The 16,320-nt window shown below is 39.9% G+C and carries 14 protein-coding genes, 1 rRNA gene and 2 pseudogenes; 6 read left to right on the forward strand and 11 right to left on the reverse strand.

Annotated elements, in window-relative coordinates:
* Window positions 1-21 precede the first annotated feature (21 nt).
* Window positions 22-1,572 (reverse strand): 16S ribosomal RNA (locus tag KHA94_RS23225).
* A 635-nt stretch (window positions 1,573-2,207) separates the two neighbouring features.
* On the opposite strand from KHA94_RS23225, the gene KHA94_RS23230 reads away from it, so the two are divergent.
* On the forward strand, window positions 2,208-2,765 hold the full coding sequence (locus KHA94_RS23230; protein WP_213104477.1) for a putative ABC transporter permease: 558 nt from the start codon (window positions 2,208-2,210) through the stop codon (window positions 2,763-2,765).
* 82 nt (window positions 2,766-2,847) lie between these two features.
* Here the strand turns inward: KHA94_RS23230 and KHA94_RS23235 are convergent, their stop codons facing one another.
* From KHA94_RS23235 to KHA94_RS23245, 3 genes are all read right to left on the reverse strand, one after another.
* A complete protein-coding gene (locus tag KHA94_RS23235; protein ID WP_213104478.1) occupies window positions 2,848-3,267 on the reverse strand; it encodes a VanZ family protein in 420 nt (139 codons plus the stop codon).
* Between the two features lie 167 nt (window positions 3,268-3,434).
* Window positions 3,435-3,944: a GNAT family N-acetyltransferase gene (locus KHA94_RS23240; protein ID WP_213104479.1), complete on the reverse strand. Its 510-nt coding sequence runs from the start codon at window positions 3,942-3,944 to the stop codon at window positions 3,435-3,437.
* A gap of 48 nt (window positions 3,945-3,992) precedes the next feature.
* A complete protein-coding gene (locus KHA94_RS23245) occupies window positions 3,993-5,573 on the reverse strand; it encodes a bifunctional metallophosphatase/5'-nucleotidase (protein ID WP_213104480.1) in 1,581 nt (526 codons plus the stop codon).
* A gap of 191 nt (window positions 5,574-5,764) precedes the next feature.
* Here KHA94_RS23245 and KHA94_RS23250 point away from each other — a divergent pair, with 191 nt between their 5' ends.
* The 4 genes from KHA94_RS23250 (at window position 5,765) to phnE (KHA94_RS23265) (ending at window position 9,406) form a co-directional block, all read left to right on the forward strand.
* Window positions 5,765-6,682 carry a phosphate/phosphite/phosphonate ABC transporter substrate-binding protein gene (locus tag KHA94_RS23250; RefSeq protein ID WP_213104481.1) on the forward strand — a complete coding sequence of 306 codons (918 nt, stop codon included), beginning with the start codon at window positions 5,765-5,767 and terminating at the stop codon, window positions 6,680-6,682.
* A 359-nt stretch (window positions 6,683-7,041) separates the two neighbouring features.
* The gene (gene phnC, locus KHA94_RS23255; protein ID WP_213104482.1) at window positions 7,042-7,812 is read left to right on the forward strand and encodes a phosphonate ABC transporter ATP-binding protein; all 771 of its coding nucleotides are present in this window, start codon (window positions 7,042-7,044) and stop codon (window positions 7,810-7,812) included.
* Window positions 7,809-8,606 carry a phosphonate ABC transporter, permease protein PhnE gene (gene phnE, locus KHA94_RS23260; protein ID WP_213104483.1) on the forward strand — a complete coding sequence of 266 codons (798 nt, stop codon included), beginning with the start codon at window positions 7,809-7,811 and terminating at the stop codon, window positions 8,604-8,606. The genes phnC and phnE (KHA94_RS23260) overlap by 4 nt, the downstream gene beginning before the upstream one ends.
* Entirely contained in the window at window positions 8,603-9,406 is an 804-nt protein-coding gene (phnE, locus tag KHA94_RS23265) for a phosphonate ABC transporter, permease protein PhnE (RefSeq protein WP_213104484.1), read from the forward strand. The genes phnE (KHA94_RS23260) and phnE (KHA94_RS23265) overlap by 4 nt, the downstream gene beginning before the upstream one ends.
* 128 nt (window positions 9,407-9,534) lie before the next feature.
* Here the strand turns inward: phnE (KHA94_RS23265) and KHA94_RS23270 are convergent.
* Window positions 9,535-10,106: pseudogene (locus tag KHA94_RS23270) on the reverse strand (recombinase family protein).
* A gap of 195 nt (window positions 10,107-10,301) precedes the next feature.
* Between KHA94_RS23270 and KHA94_RS23275 the strand changes: the two are divergent.
* Window positions 10,302-11,446, forward strand: a protein-coding gene (locus KHA94_RS23275; protein ID WP_249365710.1) for an IS3 family transposase whose coding sequence is annotated in 2 segments (ribosomal slippage) — window positions 10,302-10,563 and window positions 10,563-11,446 — 1,146 coding nt in all. Because the reading frame shifts where the segments join, the coding sequence is not laid out codon by codon here.
* Between the two features lie 30 nt (window positions 11,447-11,476).
* Here the strand turns inward: KHA94_RS23275 and KHA94_RS23280 are convergent.
* From KHA94_RS23280 to KHA94_RS23305, 6 genes and pseudogenes are all read right to left on the reverse strand, one after another.
* Window positions 11,477-11,968, reverse strand: a complete 492-nt coding sequence (locus KHA94_RS23280) for an OsmC family protein (RefSeq protein ID WP_213103701.1) — start codon at window positions 11,966-11,968, stop codon at window positions 11,477-11,479.
* A 109-nt stretch (window positions 11,969-12,077) separates the two neighbouring features.
* Window positions 12,078-12,734, reverse strand: coding sequence for a Crp/Fnr family transcriptional regulator (locus KHA94_RS23285; protein WP_213103702.1), 657 nt, complete (start codon window positions 12,732-12,734; stop codon window positions 12,078-12,080).
* Window positions 12,735-12,876: 142 nt separating this feature from the next.
* Window positions 12,877-13,029 (reverse strand): hypothetical protein, encoded by a 153-nt coding sequence (locus tag KHA94_RS23290; protein ID WP_213103703.1) that lies wholly within the window; start codon window positions 13,027-13,029, stop codon window positions 12,877-12,879.
* Window positions 13,030-13,352: 323 nt separating this feature from the next.
* A pseudogene (locus tag KHA94_RS23295) lies at window positions 13,353-14,273 on the reverse strand (transposase); the annotation flags it as partial.
* 370 nt (window positions 14,274-14,643) lie between these two features.
* On the reverse strand, window positions 14,644-15,540 hold the full coding sequence (locus KHA94_RS23300) for an aminoglycoside phosphotransferase family protein (RefSeq protein ID WP_213104485.1): 897 nt from the start codon (window positions 15,538-15,540) through the stop codon (window positions 14,644-14,646).
* A gap of 19 nt (window positions 15,541-15,559) precedes the next feature.
* Entirely contained in the window at window positions 15,560-16,030 is a 471-nt protein-coding gene (locus KHA94_RS23305) for a GNAT family N-acetyltransferase (RefSeq protein ID WP_213104486.1), read from the reverse strand.
* Window positions 16,031-16,320: the final 290 nt, after the last annotated feature.

The raw sequence follows: 16,320 nt of genomic DNA on the forward strand, positions 1-16,320 counted from the left end.
AATACTTCTATATATCCTTAGAAAGGAGGTGATCCAGCCGCACCTTCCGATACGGCTACCTTGTTACGACTTCACCCCAATCATCTGTCCCACCTTAGGCGGCTGGCTCCTTACGGTTACCCCACCGACTTCGGGTGTTACAAACTCTCGTGGTGTGACGGGCGGTGTGTACAAGGCCCGGGAACGTATTCACCGCGGCATGCTGATCCGCGATTACTAGCGATTCCGGCTTCATGCAGGCGAGTTGCAGCCTGCAATCCGAACTGAGAATGGTTTTATGGGATTCGCTTAACCTCGCGGTCTCGCAGCCCTTTGTACCATCCATTGTAGCACGTGTGTAGCCCAGGTCATAAGGGGCATGATGATTTGACGTCATCCCCACCTTCCTCCGGTTTGTCACCGGCAGTCACCTTAGAGTGCCCAACTGAATGCTGGCAACTAAGATCAAGGGTTGCGCTCGTTGCGGGACTTAACCCAACATCTCACGACACGAGCTGACGACAACCATGCACCACCTGTCACTCTGTCCCCCGAAGGGGAACGCCCTATCTCTAGGGTTGGCAGAGGATGTCAAGACCTGGTAAGGTTCTTCGCGTTGCTTCGAATTAAACCACATGCTCCACCGCTTGTGCGGGCCCCCGTCAATTCCTTTGAGTTTCAGCCTTGCGGCCGTACTCCCCAGGCGGAGTGCTTAATGCGTTAGCTGCAGCACTAAGGGGCGGAAACCCCCTAACACTTAGCACTCATCGTTTACGGCGTGGACTACCAGGGTATCTAATCCTGTTCGCTCCCCACGCTTTCGCGCCTCAGTGTCAGTTACAGACCAGAAAGTCGCCTTCGCCACTGGTGTTCCTCCACATCTCTACGCATTTCACCGCTACACGTGGAATTCCACTTTCCTCTTCTGCACTCAAGTTCCCCAGTTTCCAATGACCCTCCACGGTTGAGCCGTGGGCTTTCACATCAGACTTAAGGAACCACCTGCGCGCGCTTTACGCCCAATAATTCCGGACAACGCTTGCCACCTACGTATTACCGCGGCTGCTGGCACGTAGTTAGCCGTGGCTTTCTGGTTAGGTACCGTCAAGGTACCGCCCTATTCGAACGGTACTTGTTCTTCCCTAACAACAGAGTTTTACGATCCGAAAACCTTCATCACTCACGCGGCGTTGCTCCGTCAGACTTTCGTCCATTGCGGAAGATTCCCTACTGCTGCCTCCCGTAGGAGTCTGGGCCGTGTCTCAGTCCCAGTGTGGCCGATCACCCTCTCAGGTCGGCTACGCATCGTTGCCTTGGTGAGCCGTTACCTCACCAACTAGCTAATGCGCCGCGGGCCCATCTGTAAGTGATAGCCGAAGCCATCTTTCAGCTTTCCTACATGTGTAGAAAAGAATTATCCGGTATTAGCTCCGGTTTCCCGAAGTTATCCCAGTCTTACAGGCAGGTTGCCCACGTGTTACTCACCCGTCCGCCGCTAACTTGCGAGAGCAAGCTCTCACAAGTCCGCTCGACTTGCATGTATTAGGCACGCCGCCAGCGTTCGTCCTGAGCCAGGATCAAACTCTCCAATAAAGAGTAAGATTAGCTCTTAATATAATAATAGAATTAACGTTGACGTTTCTGCTTTGTTTAGTTTTCAAAGAACTATTTTTTGAGGATAGGATAATAATATACCATCTCATCTTCAAAGTGTCAAATGCTTTTTTAAAATATCTTTAAAAACACAGCTGACAAGTTAATACTTTATCAAAAACACTCACAAAAGTCAACCCTCTGCAAATATTTTTTTAAATGAAATTTTTCTTTCGCTAATTTTGTTAGCTAGATTTATTATATTACTATATTTTTTAAAAAAGTCAATACCTATTTATACAATAATTTAGACTTTAATAATATTAAATAAAAATAGTTTTAATACTGAATATCACCGTTATTATCCATTTTTTCTATACCACTAAAGTTGAATAAAAAAAACCAGACATTTGTCTCTCATCAGATGCCTTGCTCGTTCCTTGAGATTCGATTTGCAATATAGTCTTTCTATTAATATTTAAGGTATTTTCCTTTGTCCCGTTCTGAGGGTTCTGTTTACCCTTTAAGGCTGTTTTTTTATAAAGTAAACAATTCTTGTTTTAAATTGGTATATTTTAGAAAATAAATCAAAACCTATAATCGTAAGTTCTAATATCTATGAAAGGAGTTATCTGATGGTAAGTGCTTTTGATTTATATGGTTTTGCCGCTATTGTCTTTTATTTTTTTGTTTATTCATTTTTGGGTTGGGTCTTAGAAAATAGCTATAGCCTAGCTACAACGAGGAAATTCTTTAAAGAGGGCTTCTTTCGGGGACCGTTTAAACCCATGCATGGGTTTGCACCTGTCCTACTCGTTTGGTTTATTGGACCAAGTACTCATTGGTCAATCATTCTCCTCCTCTGTCTGATCATCCCGACAACTGTGGAGTATGTGAGCGGCTTTTTGCTGTATACCTTTTTCCATCGCCGCTGGTGGGATTATTCAAAAATCCCTATGCAGCTCCAAGGGCATATTTGCTTATCATTCTCAGCCTGTTGGGTTTTTCTTTCAGTCATTTGTGTAAAATGGATTCATCCATTATTAACTAGCGGATATGAATTCATTGATTCTTATTGGATTTGGCTCAGTCCCATCATCATGCTGTACTTCTTCGCTGAGCTGTTTTTTTCCATAAGAAGACATTCACCACAGCGTTCTTCGGTATCAAAAGAGCCAAATACTAGTCAGTAGTACTGAAACCTAGGTCAGAGGATTATTTAGAAAAATTCCCTATATTAATTAAGAAGAAATCGGTTTATTTGCCGATTTCTTCTTATATATTTCTCGCCCGTATTCCCGAATACCATGAAAGCAGTATTTTTAATATCAATAACGCAAGAAGCGCTCCTATTGAATCGATCCCGACATCGATAATGGTTCCAGTTCGGTCTGGAAGAAATGCTTGATGGATTTCATCTGTCGCTGCATAAATAGTTGTGCAAAGCCATGCATATAAAAATCGTCGTTTTTCAAAGCAATTGTATAACAAAAGTGCCAGCACGCCAAAGGCTGATAAATGCACAAACTTTCGAAATACTAAATTAGCAACCTCCGCCTGACTTTTCGATAAATGGAAAAAATCTTGAAGCAGCATTAACGTGTTTCCACCTGTTGATGAAGGGGAGGCCGTTGTGATAAAAATAGCGGCACAATACAAAAGAGCTGCCGTGAGCCAAATATGTCGTTTCTTCATTTCTGCGTTCCTTTATAAGTTTTTCTACTATTATATTCACTTTCCTATTAATTTTGCCAGTTTTTGAGTAGTAATCACTACATCTCGTATAGAAATAAGTCTTTTGAGGAAGCCAGAATCTAGTACAATTTCGCCTAGTAAAAACGCCTTTTTATATTACTTCCCCTTTATATCCTGATATCTTCCCAGCCATAAACTAACAGTGTCAATTGATCTTCAGCAATTTTCACTATCGTACTATCGACTAATCGAGCTCCCATTGCTTCATAGAACCGGCGAGAGTTATTTTCCTCTAACACTTTTACAATAGCGGCTCGGAATCCTAAGCTTCTAAATTCCTCAAAGAGTCTGCTTAATAACTTCCTTCCAATTCCTTGACCTTGACACTTTTCTAAAATATATATACTCGTTACGTCTCCATCAAATTCCTGGTATTCTCCAGGCTTCACTCCGCTTCCGCTCGTAAAGCCAATAATCCTCCCCTCTTCATCCACTGCAACAAATATTGAACTATCCTCTCTAGATATATTATTTGTCCATAGCTCAGTTCTTTTCTCATACGATAGATTTCTTAAAAATTCTTCTGAGATCATGTCTTTATATGTAGTTCTCCAGCAATCCACATGTACCGTTGCAATTCCTGCAGCATCAGTAATCGCCGCTTTCCTTATAAGCATGTGCATCTACCCCTCTGAAAAGAATTTCTATTGTAGATTCTATCTCCTTTACCAAATAACCTTCCAATTATGATCGCAAGTTGCATAAATAGTCTTTCTTTGTAAAATGTAATTGGCAATGAGTTCTGTCATGTCGATTTGGATTTCTTTCACAACAGGTTTATTTTTGTACATATTATAATTGCCCCCGCCGCCAGCACGGTAGCTGTTCATGACAACCTCATACTCGTGGTCCATTTGAATCGATGTTCCCTGCCTATTTAATTTTACAACCCGTTCACCTATCGGCCTTCTTATATCCAATTCATATTCGATCCCTTCCCACATATCGTAGTTATAATGCTGCGGTTTAGGTTCCATAAAAATAGGATTAACTTGAATGTCGCCATTTTCGTTCAGCATGAAATACGATGCGCATTTCTCGAGGGCATCCTTCATATCCTGACCTGTTATCCGAATCACCTTTAACGTATTCGGGTAAATATAATTGGATACAATGTCTCTCATTGTTACCTGTTCCCGAAAGCCAACTGAATGGTTATCAAAAAGTGCAGTATTAGAAATCTCAGCTCCTGATGCGTCCATCTGCACATGATTGATAAATTCAATGAGTGGATGATCACCTAATCTAATTTCTCTAGCATCGTGAATCGTCATATCTCCCACAATGGAGCCAATTGGCTGATCTAGCCATACTTGTGTAGCTTTTTCATACACTCCTACCTTCTTTAAAATTCGATTGTCTGCTATAACTAAATCATTTACCTTCAAAAGCTCTGCAGCCCGGTTGCAAACAGCCCATTTCCCGTCAATCTTTTCAAATTGAACCTCAACTTTCCCTAATGCCTGCCCATTAAACCCAGGTTGAACTACCGTCACGCCATTCACAGTATCAGCAATCATTCGATGCTGATGACCTGTTAGCAAAATATCCATTCCCTCTAATTGCTGGCACATTTCATATGCTTGATTTTCGCCAGTTAAATCCTCTTCTGGTTCTCCGGTAGATAAATTCCGTTCAAATCCACCATGATACGAAACAATCAAAAGATCATATTTTTCATTTACTTGAATAAACTTAACCCATTTTTTCGCAGCTGCTAATGCATCCTCAAAGGTTAGCCCCACAATATGATTGGGATTTTCCCAATTTGGAATATAATGAGTGGTTATGCCTAACACAGCAACCCGCAGCCCATTGTCGAATTCCTTGATAAAATAAGGAGTGCCAAATGCACAATCCTTTGTTTCTTCAAGTAAAATATTGGCCGATAACCAAGGAAATTCCGACTCATTCACCGCCGCTTGCAAAACGTCCATTCCATAATTAAATTCATGATTCCCAATCACGGCACAATCATATTGCAGTTCATTCAAAAGATTCACAAGAGGATTGCTTTTATCTCGAAGGAATTTTGCATAATAATATGTTAAAGGGGTCCCTTGGATAACATCGCCGTTATCAATTAATAAGGAATAGTTATATTTTTCCTTCTCCCTCTTAATCATTGAAGCAATTTTCGCCAATCCCTCATTTGCTTCTTCATTATTACGATAATTTATTGGAAAAACATGCCCATGAAGATCACTTGTTTCCAAAATAATTAGCTCACATTGTTCATGCTTCACTAAACTCACATCCCTCTTTTTTCTCTCGTCTTTGATTATAATCGCAATCCTTATATGTAAACACAATTGACAGTAAACAACATCAAACCTTTACATAATTTAACACCCATTTTACAGAATTATCTATTTCCTTTGCTATAATTCGTTTCGTAATTGAAATTTAAATTTTCTATTTATTTGGAGGTAAACGAATGTTTAAGAAAATAGCGACTATCGGACTTTCTCTAGCTTTGACGACTAGCATTTTGGGTGCATGTGGCTCGAACAAAGCTTCAGGCGGAGATTATGTACCAGAAAGCTTAACCGTTCAATTCGTACCATCACAAAACGCGGACACTTTAGAAGCGAAGGCAAAGCCTTTAGAAGGTTTGCTTAAAGAAGAGCTTGGTATACCGGTGACTGTTAGTGTATCAACAAACTACAACACCATTGTTGAAGCAATGGCTTCTAAAAAGGTTGATGTTGGTTTCTTGCCTCCAACAGCATACGTACAGGCTCATGAAAAAGGCGCAGCGAACGTCATTCTTCAAGCACAACGCTTTGGGGTTAACGATGAAACAGGCGCTCCAAATGATCAATTAGTTGATTTCTATAAATCTATGTTTATTGTCAAAGCAGATTCAGATATTAAAAGCATTAAAGATTTAAAAGGGAAGAAAATTGCTTTCCAAGATGTAACATCATCAGCAGGCTATGTATGGCCGGCGGCAGCTTTAATGGATGAAAAAATTGACCCGCTTACAGATGTTGAGGGAATAACAGTAAAAGGACACGACCAAGCAGTGATTGCCTTATTAAACGGTGATGTGGATGCTGCCGTCACTTTCCAAGATGCACGGAATATTGTTAAAGGAGACTATCCGTCCGTGTTTGAAGATACAAGAGTTCTTCATTTTACTGAACCTATTCCAAACGATACAATTTCCATCCGCTCTGATATGAGCGAGGAATGGACGAAAAAGATTCAAGATGCATTTATAGCCATCGGAAAAGATGAAAAAGGACACGAGATCATTAAAGATATTTACTCTCATGAAGGGTATACACCTTCAGAAGATAAGGTGTTCGATATCGTTCGTGATTACGCGAAAAAAGTAAAAACAGAGTAGAAAAACGCAAGCGCCTTCGGAACAATCAAAGTACAGATTGTTCCTGAGGTGATTACTCTATGGAGCTTTCCGTAGTGCTCACCCCCGACAAGCACAAGACGAGCCTCACGGAAAGGTGTCCTTTACCTTTCTGGGAGGATCGGCTTGTGACCTCCGACGTACAGGACGTACTAGTGCCGACGTTGCCACAGGACGTGGCGTCTTTAGTCGGCGAGGGGGTAGGCGCTGGAGCTAGACATTTTTCTAACTCGAGAAAATTTATTCTTTCTTTTTAAAACGCCAGCCAGTTAAGGGTTATGAACTGGCTTGGCTTTTTTAATTATGAGAAAAACTAATTACAGATGAAAGTTGGAATGTGATTGATTGAATTTAACAATGTCTCCAAAACCTATCCAAATGGAGTAAAAGGTTTGAGTAATATTAATCTAAAAATTGAAGAAGGAGAGTTTGTCGTCATCGTCGGATTGTCCGGCGCTGGAAAATCAACGCTTTTACGTTCAATCAATCGTTTGATTGAAATCTCTGATGGTGAGATTTTGATTGAGGGTAAATCCATTACAAAGGCGAAAGGCAGCGAACTAAGAAGGATTCGTCGAGATATCGGGATGATTTTTCAAAGCTTTAATTTAGTAAAGCGTTCTTCTGTTCTAAGAAATGTTCTATCTGGCCGTGTCGGCTATCACTCTACGCTGCGCACGATTCTAGGGCTTTTTCCGAAAGAAGATGTAGACTTAGCCTTTGATGCTTTAGATAGAGTCAATATTCTTGAAAAGGCATACTCTCGTGCAACAGAGCTTTCAGGCGGACAACAGCAGCGTGTCTCGATTGCCCGCGCTTTAGCACAGGAGGCAAAAATCATTTTGGCCGATGAACCTGTTGCCTCGCTAGACCCGTTAACTACGAAGCAAGTGATGAATGATCTTAAGAGAATTAATCAGGAATTAGGAATAACAACGATTGTTAATCTTCATTTTATTGATTTGGCTAGAGAATATGCGACAAGAATTATCGGACTGCGAGCAGGTGAGGTTGTTTTTGATGGACCTGTTTCAGAAGCGACGGATGAGAAATTCTCAGAAATTTATGGACGCCCGATTAAGAAGGATGAGCTGCTAGAGGTAGAAGTATGATGAGCACCCAGCCGCAAAAAAGGGTTATTCCCGAACCTCCTAGTAAACTAAAAACCTATTTTACATTTTTCATAATTTTACTGCTCATCTTTGGCAGTGCAATCCAAACAAATACATCTATAACCGAACTAATTGCCGGCTTTCCGAATATGATGGATTTGCTCGTACAAATGGTACCGCCGAACTGGTCCTATTTCGGAAAAATTGTTCCAGCCATGCTTGAAACGATTCGGATGGCCTTATTAGGAACGACATTTGGTGCGATCATCGCAATCCCAATTGCCCTTTTTTCCGCTAGTAATATCGTCAAAAACACTTGGGTATTTTATCCGGTAAGATTTATTTTGAACTTAATACGGACCATTCCTGATTTACTTTTAGCTGCTATTTTTGTTTCGATTTTTGGCTTAGGACCACTGCCAGGAATACTTGCATTAACGATTTTCTCAATTGGATTAGTAGCAAAATTGACTTATGAAGCGATCGAAGCAATCGATCCAGGACCAATGGAGGCGATGACTTCAGTTGGAGCCAATAAAATCCAATGGATTTTTTTTGGCGTCATTCCGCAAGTATTGCCGCATTATATTTCGTATGTACTTTATACATTTGAGGTCAATATTCGGGCTGCAGCTGTTTTAGGATTAGTTGGTGCAGGCGGAATTGGTCTTTATTATGACCGTACCCTTGGATTCTTTGAATACGACAAAACAAGCTCCATCATTATTTTTACATTAGTCGTTGTCTTGATCATCGACTTTATTAGTACAAAATTACGGGAGAAGTTAATATGAGTAATACGACGAGACCTTTGATCAAGCCTAAAAAAAATAAAACCCGTATTTGGTTGATATACATAACATTAGCACTTATCTATATTTGGGCTTTCTCCGGGATGCCTCTTCCTGATGTAAAAGAAACGGCTGCACAAGTGTCAAAAGCGATTTTCTCAGGTATCTTTAGCCCTGATTGGGATTATGTGTATTTACCTGATGGTGAGGATTTATTGCGGGGACTCCTAGATACATTAGCGATTGCGATTCTGGGAACATTCATTTCCGCCTTCCTATGCGTACCCTTTTCTTTCTTGGCAGCATCAAATATGAGCAAAGGCAGATCCCTTTCAAATACCGGTAAATTTATCCTGAGCCTTATACGCACATTTCCAGAGATCGTAATGGCCATCATGTTCATTAAAGCCGTTGGTCCAGGATCATTTGCTGGTGTGCTTGCATTAGGCTTACACTCGATCGGCATGCTCGGAAAGCTATTCACGGAGGAAATTGAAAGCGTGGATCCAGGTCCTGCAGAAGCGTTAACCGCCACAGGGGCAAACCGTTTACAAATCATATGGTTTGCCATCCTGCCACAAGTATTGCCGGGCTTCTTGTCCTATACGCTATATCGTTTTGAAATTAATGTTCGCTCAGCATCGATTCTAGGCGTAATTGGAGCTGGCGGAATTGGAACACTACTAATTTTTGCCTTAAGCTCAAGAGATTGGGAAAGAGTAGGAATTATTCTTCTTGGCATTATTGTTATGGTTACCTTTATTGATCTATTATCAGGATATATCCGGAAGAAAATTGTATAGAAATTAATAAAAGCGATGGAGCTTGTACTCCATCGCTTAATTATTGTTCTCCTTCCAAAAAAGGCCTAGTGACAGGATTCTTGCTGTAGACCGCAAAGTAAACTTGGAGAATTAATTAAACTGGCACCCTATTTTTTTACTTCTTCAAGCTTTCTTCTATTGACCGCCCTATATAAGGAACCTTGAGATTTTCCAGTTGCCGAGACGATCTCCTTTATAGAATATTCTTTACTATCATACATCCTTAGCGCAACAGTAAGCTTTTCTTTATCCAACTTAGGTCTACCTAATGTTTTCCCACGCCTTTTACTTGCTTCGAGTCCTTCCTTTACTCTCTCGGCAATAAGGTTTCTTTCTAGTTCAGCAATGACGCACATCATCTGGAACATGGCTTTGCCTGTAGAGGTTCTTGTATCCATATTTACTTTTAAAGAAATGAATTGCACCCCCATCTCTTCCAATTGCTGAATAATGTTGAGGATATCCAATGTTTTACGTCCCAAACGAGAGATGCTCTCCACTACAACTGAATCTCTCCCTGTCTGATTACATCAAACAGTTGGTGAAGTCCTTTTCGATCTTTAATCGTACCAGAAAACTTCTCTTTAATTATTTTTTCACAACCATATTCAGTAAGAATATTAATTTGCCGATCTAAGTTTTGGTCAATAGTAGATACTCGAGCATAGCCAATTATCATTTTTAACCTCCGGTAAACTTGTATATTTTTATTTTACTAGAGGGACACTTATTGTAAAGGTATTTGGTAATACTTTTGGTAACTGCTAATCTTAATAAAATCAAAGGTTAGTAGGGTGATGAAAGGACTGATGCTAGACTAAAAAGTAGACACAGATTGTTATAATAAAATAAACAACAATAATGGGGTGTCTACATGACCAAAGGTACTGGTAAACGTTATGATGAAACATTCAAAAAAGAAACAGTGAAGTATATTCTTGAGAACAATAAACCAGTCGCACAAGTGGCGAGAGAAACTGGAATCAATACAAATACTTTACATGGATGGGTCAAGAAATATGGTGAACAGCCCGAGGTAAAGGCTGTACAAACATTTTCATCTCCAGAAGCCGAACTAAAAGCATTACAAAAACAATTGCGTGATCTGGAGGAGGAAAACGAAATTTTAAAAAAGGCGATGCACTACTTCGCGAAAAGCCCTCGGTAAAGTATGATTTTATTCATCATCATCACTCCCAATACCGAGTGGAGAAGATGTGCAAAGTCCTGGGAGTTTCTAAAAGCGGCTATTTCAAATGGATAAAACGACCAAAGAGTAGCCGACAGAAAAAGCATGAGGAACTGTCTCAACAGGTCTTGAAAACTCACATTGAATTCAAGCAACGCTATGGAAGCATAAAAATTACAAAAATGCTAAACAAGCGAGGAATAAAAGTAAGCCAGCGTACAGTTTCACGCATCATGACAAAGAATAATTGGAAATCTTGCACAACCAAAAAATATAAAGCTACGACCAATTCCAAGCACCATCATCCAATAAGTGAAAATGTGTTAAATAGACAATTTAAGGCGGACAAGCCCAACCAGTCGTGGGTTACAGATATTACGTACATCCCGACAAATGAGGGGTGGCTTTATTTGGCAAGTGTCATGGATTTGTATTCCCGCAAAATTGTCGGATGGTCTATGGATAAAACGATGACAAAGGAGCTAGTGATGAATGCTTTAAAAATGGCGTACCATCGCCAGAAGCCTGGTAATGGGCTTATTCATCACTCCGATCGTGGCGTCCAGTATGCATCAACTGAATATCAGAAACTATTAAAACAATATCAGATGATTGGCAGCATGAGCCGCAAAGGAAACTGTTACGACAACGCTTGTATCGAGTCCTTTCACGGTATTCTTAAACGTGAACTCGTTTATCAAACTAGATACAGAACAAGAAATGAAGCCAGAAAATCGATCTTTGAATATATCGAATTCTTCTATAATTCAAAGCGAATTCATTCAACTCTTGACTATCACACACCTAATGAACTGTACCCCAATTGTTAGACACAGTCTAACAATTGAAGGTGCAGTTTTTTATGAAACAGTTACGTTTACGTCTGTTTTTAAACTGGCCAAGACCACTGATTTGCTTAAAGACTCGGCAACGAGTGTGTCAATCTCTTCTTTGGAAGCGGAGGTCTTTGCCTTGATAATCAGTACGGGATTCAAGATGCCGCCATCCCCTTCTTCCAATCCCAAAAATACTGCAGCATTCAAGTCTGCTTCAATATTCACCGTAACATCTTCCAAGGTAATTCCTTTTTGGCTTGCCAACACTTCAAAAGTGATCGCAAAGCAGCTTCCCGCGGCAGCAATCAGCATTTCAACCGGGTTGGGAGCCTGGTCTGTGCCTCCCAATGGCTGTGGCTCATCCATCATAAATGGCTCGAAATCACGTATTTTTACTTCGTTCCGGACACCGTCTTGCCATTTGATTGAAGCATGCCATTTTCTCATTTTTAACGCCGGATCAGATTGAATGGCCTCCATCATCTGTTGGACTGCCCTGAAATTGATATTATTCATCTTTATCTCCTCCCTGATTTTTTGTAGGATGGCTACACCATAACCATAACAGGGAGATTGGAAGCCTGTATGTAAGCGTCCTTACATGACGGCGCCAGCGATCCATTTGTTAAGTAAATGGATCTGCATGGATCCAGAGCCGATTTTGCTGCTGGCGAATTACTCCGTTTTGAATGTATTTATTCAGTAAGAATGTCACGGTTTCTCTTGTGGACGCAATCATTCCGGCAATATCTTTATGGGTCAAAAAATGGGGCAGCGGGTACCAGCCGTCCAGCTCCTCTTTCGGATCGGCCAATTTCCTCAGCATATTCATCAATCGCTCTTCCACTTTTTCATAAGCAACCTGCTCCAAAATATGAACTGTTTCATGCAGTTTATTCGAAAAATAATGAAGCAAAGCCATCGAAAGCTCCGGTGTATTCATCACTTGCTCCCTGATTTCCTGTTTCCGGACCTGCACAGCGGCAACATCTGTCAATGCCATTGCAAAAACATTACTTGATTTGTCGGTAAACACACTCGTCAAATCAATAAAATCCCCTTGCGATAACAGCCCCAGGACACATTCCTTTCCATGGTGGTGCACATGAAACATTCTTGCCGTACCGTCGACCAGTAGATAGATTTCATTGGTTAATTTTTTGGGAAAATAAATCTGCTCTCCCTTTTTAAAATAATGTTTTCTTCTTCCCATCCATTCTTCAACATACTGTTTTTTAAACAGGTGAGTCATATCGGAGGGATAAAGCTGATTCGTTTCCAATGGTACACCCCACTTTCGCTTTAGATGCTACGTTATAGTTTATCCCTTTCTCAAAAATATTGGGATTTAGCTGGGGAAAAGAAAAGTCAGAGGCGAAAAATTTTAAGAAGAAAGTAATGAGGAATACGTTCTGTAGAAGCCTTTATTTTATGCCCATCGTTTTCTGGATTCTGCGAATGTCTTTTTGATTCTTCCAAGTTTCTTCTTTCAAAATTTCCACAATGACTTCCGTATTTCTCAATTGGTCTTTGATTTCGCCAAAGTCCTTAGTATTTTGCAGCCGTAGCTCACTCAATTCAGCCTTCAGGCTCTATTGTTCCGTACGCAAAGCACCCAAAATCTTGCCGTAAAGGGGTAGTACCACATGCCCATCAAGCTAGAAATACCCCCAAAATGAAAATTTTATCCCTTCATAGTTGTCCATGGGAATTCAGCTCATTTTTTTCGTTTCGGGGTAACTCGTTCTTGTTAGCTTGATGGGTATGCGGCAGGACCCCTTATTCAAGAAAAAAGCGCTTTTCCGTAGAAGGAATGCACTCTTTTCAGTGTTCATTGCTAAACCCAGCTAATATCATGACGGGACATTAGCTGGGTTTTGTAACTGATCAAAAATGAAAACTACGACACTTTCAACTTAATAGTTATTCGCTGATCCATATCGAGTTCAAAAGTTCCATATGGATTGACATGATGATAAAATAAAGGTGTTAATCCCCTAAAATCTTCTGGAGTCATTTTCTTCAACCAATATTGGTTGTTGTCATAAAGCACTTCTTGTACCATTAAGGTATTCATATAGACTAAGCAATTTTGCAGCAATTGAAGTGATAAGACGGACACCTCTTGGTCTTCTATCGAATTGGGACGAATCTCACTGTTTTTCCCATAGAAAATATAAGTATTCACTGAGTTCCATTGGTCCACTGTATTTAATCCTTCATGGATCTTCCTTCGAATCTCTTCATAGTGTAAATAATCACATAAAAAGATTGTTTTAATCGCTTTTCCTAATTCACATAAAGCCTGATAGGTTGGATGTTTAGTATCCCTTGTAAATCGCTTTAATATGGATTCGGCAAAAGCAGTACCCAATCGTAGAGCAGTTGCAAACTTAATGATTTGTTCATACTGTTGCCGAATAAGATCCCAGTTAATCGGTCTACTTAAAGCCTGTTGCAGGTGAGGATATTCCTCATTCATGCCGGCTTCTGGACGATATAGCTTTTGAGATCCCATATTTTTAAAACGTGGCATCAGTTTAAAACCAAGTAGATGACAAAAAGCAAAAGCAACAACACTTTGTCCGTGTGTATCGACATAATTTCTGTCAACCTCCATGTTCGTTCAGTGACGAAGAACCCCTTCCATCATTGCTGCCACCTCCGAAGAAACGCAGGACTTAAGCTGAGAATAAATACAAGCTGACTTACGATCTGTATGCCAATAGATCATGACTCCATGTTTCTTATAACGAGGATGCCATTCGGAAAGCAGGTTCTGATCCCAAGAGCCAAAATGTTTTGAATCTGAAGCACATGCAGCGCATCTAATCGTGAACAAGTCTTAGGTGACAGCTGCTGATAAGTCGATTTATACAAATTCCTTTCAAAAGTATCAATTGCTGAATCGATCATTCGCTTTAAACTTCCATTTGAAGGAGGTTCGACTTTCCACTTGCGAAACAGACTGTATGCTTGACTTTTTAAATAGTCAGTATCGTCTTGTTGAAAGTACTTTAATAATACTGCAAATCCTAAACGACTTGCGCCTGTTTTATTACCAATCAGTTTTCTTTCTAATTGGTAATACTACAAAGTGTTCCAGTAGCTCATCTTCATTCCAATTTCGTTTCCTCTTCCCCTAATCTTAAAGTAAGTACTAATTTCGGTCTAGAGTAGTAACCCTGTCACTAAGCCAAAAAACACTTAAATACATTAATTGATTTTAAAAAAACCTCATTATAGCTGCCACTTTCCTCAAACGACCAGCATGTCGTGAGCACAGCATGCGAAAATCCCCAAGATAATACTCTATGCTTATTTAAATGAAGTTCCTTCACCAAAATATTTATCCGCTTTTCAAGTATTTCTGCTAAATTTTCTTTTGGCAATTTATTTAATAAAAATTGGATAACATCGTATTCTCTATCTCCTATCAGTCCTTTAGGATCAATAGCCAGCCAAGTTTCTCCATTAAATAAAATATTGTAATGATGCAGGTCACCATGGAGCATGAACGGTGTGCCTAGCGTATGATTCATTTCAGTAAAAATCTCCGTTGCTTCTCGTAGTGTTTCTTTCGTTACAGGGCCTACACCTTCCGGATATTCATGATAAATCCTTTTTAGTTCTGTTTCCCTATCCATTGTCGTTTGAAAAAGATCAGAGCTTTGCACCGGCCTCCATAATTTCTTCATAATCTGCGCAGCAATGTAAGTAGCTTCTTCATCATTCGTTAATGTAGCTAGTGTGATGCCTGGAACTAATCGTTCTAAAATAAGAATGCCTTTTTCATAATCAACATCCATTACTTTGACCATGCCATTCCCGTTAAAGACCTGCAGTGCCTCTACTTCTGCATAAAATTCTTTACTCGGAATGGCCAGCTTTATGACAACTTCAGCTCCATCTCTGCGTAGTGCTGGAGCAACAAAATGATACGATAACTCATACGGGGACAAAATGTTCATTTGCCAGCGCTGTTCACATTCATCTATAAGTCTATCAAAATCCTCCAGCCACTTTTCAGCTTTTTCCTTATGGACGTTTTTTAATGTTTTTACAAATTCCTTTGGTAATCGCATCATCTTTTTCTCCCTATTAGAGTCAGATTTTAACCATTGTTTGAAAGTTCGCTTTTTCATTTGAAAATTCCATTACTTCTTTGAATCCAATCTTTTCGTAAAGATGGATGGCTCTTTTATTGAATTTTGCTACTGTTAAGCGAATCGGGACGTCTTTATTTGTTTCTTGAATATGGTGAAGAACAAACGAAAAGAACATGTAACCAAGACCTTGACCCGTTAATTCCGGTTTCATTCCAATCCCAATATCAATGAAATCCTCAGAGTATGCTCCAAACTGAGAACCAATCGGTACTTGCGCTGAAGCACCTGTGCAAAAAAAGCCTACTAATTTCTTATAGTTATCTTCTACCACGTAATATGGGTTTTCTAACATTTCCTTAATAGAATCAGAATTTACTTCATTATTATAAAAGTCATATGGTGCATTGTAATTCCATTTAAGTATTTGTATAGCAAAATCTTCACACATATTTTTTATAAAAAATTGCATATTCTCCCCTACCTGTTTCCTTTTAATAATAAATTACTATAAATCAAACAGAATATCCTCGAATAATAGCCATTTTATATGACTTTTTCCATAAATTTTCACAATCTTAATGAATCTTTACTCTCACTTCAAGTTCTTTTAATAGAAGGGCGATACAATGAAATACTGCACATCATGCAGTAATGGAATAAAGTGAAACTTCCATCAGTGGGGGTTTTTTCCATCCCCCACTGATGGTTAGTTGCGGCCCACAGGAAGTGGGTCACGCAGACGTTGCCACACGATGTGGC

The organism is Cytobacillus citreus (genome assembly GCF_018343665.1).
GTDB classification, from domain to species: Bacteria; Bacillota; Bacilli; order Bacillales; family Cytobacillaceae; genus Cytobacillus; species Cytobacillus citreus.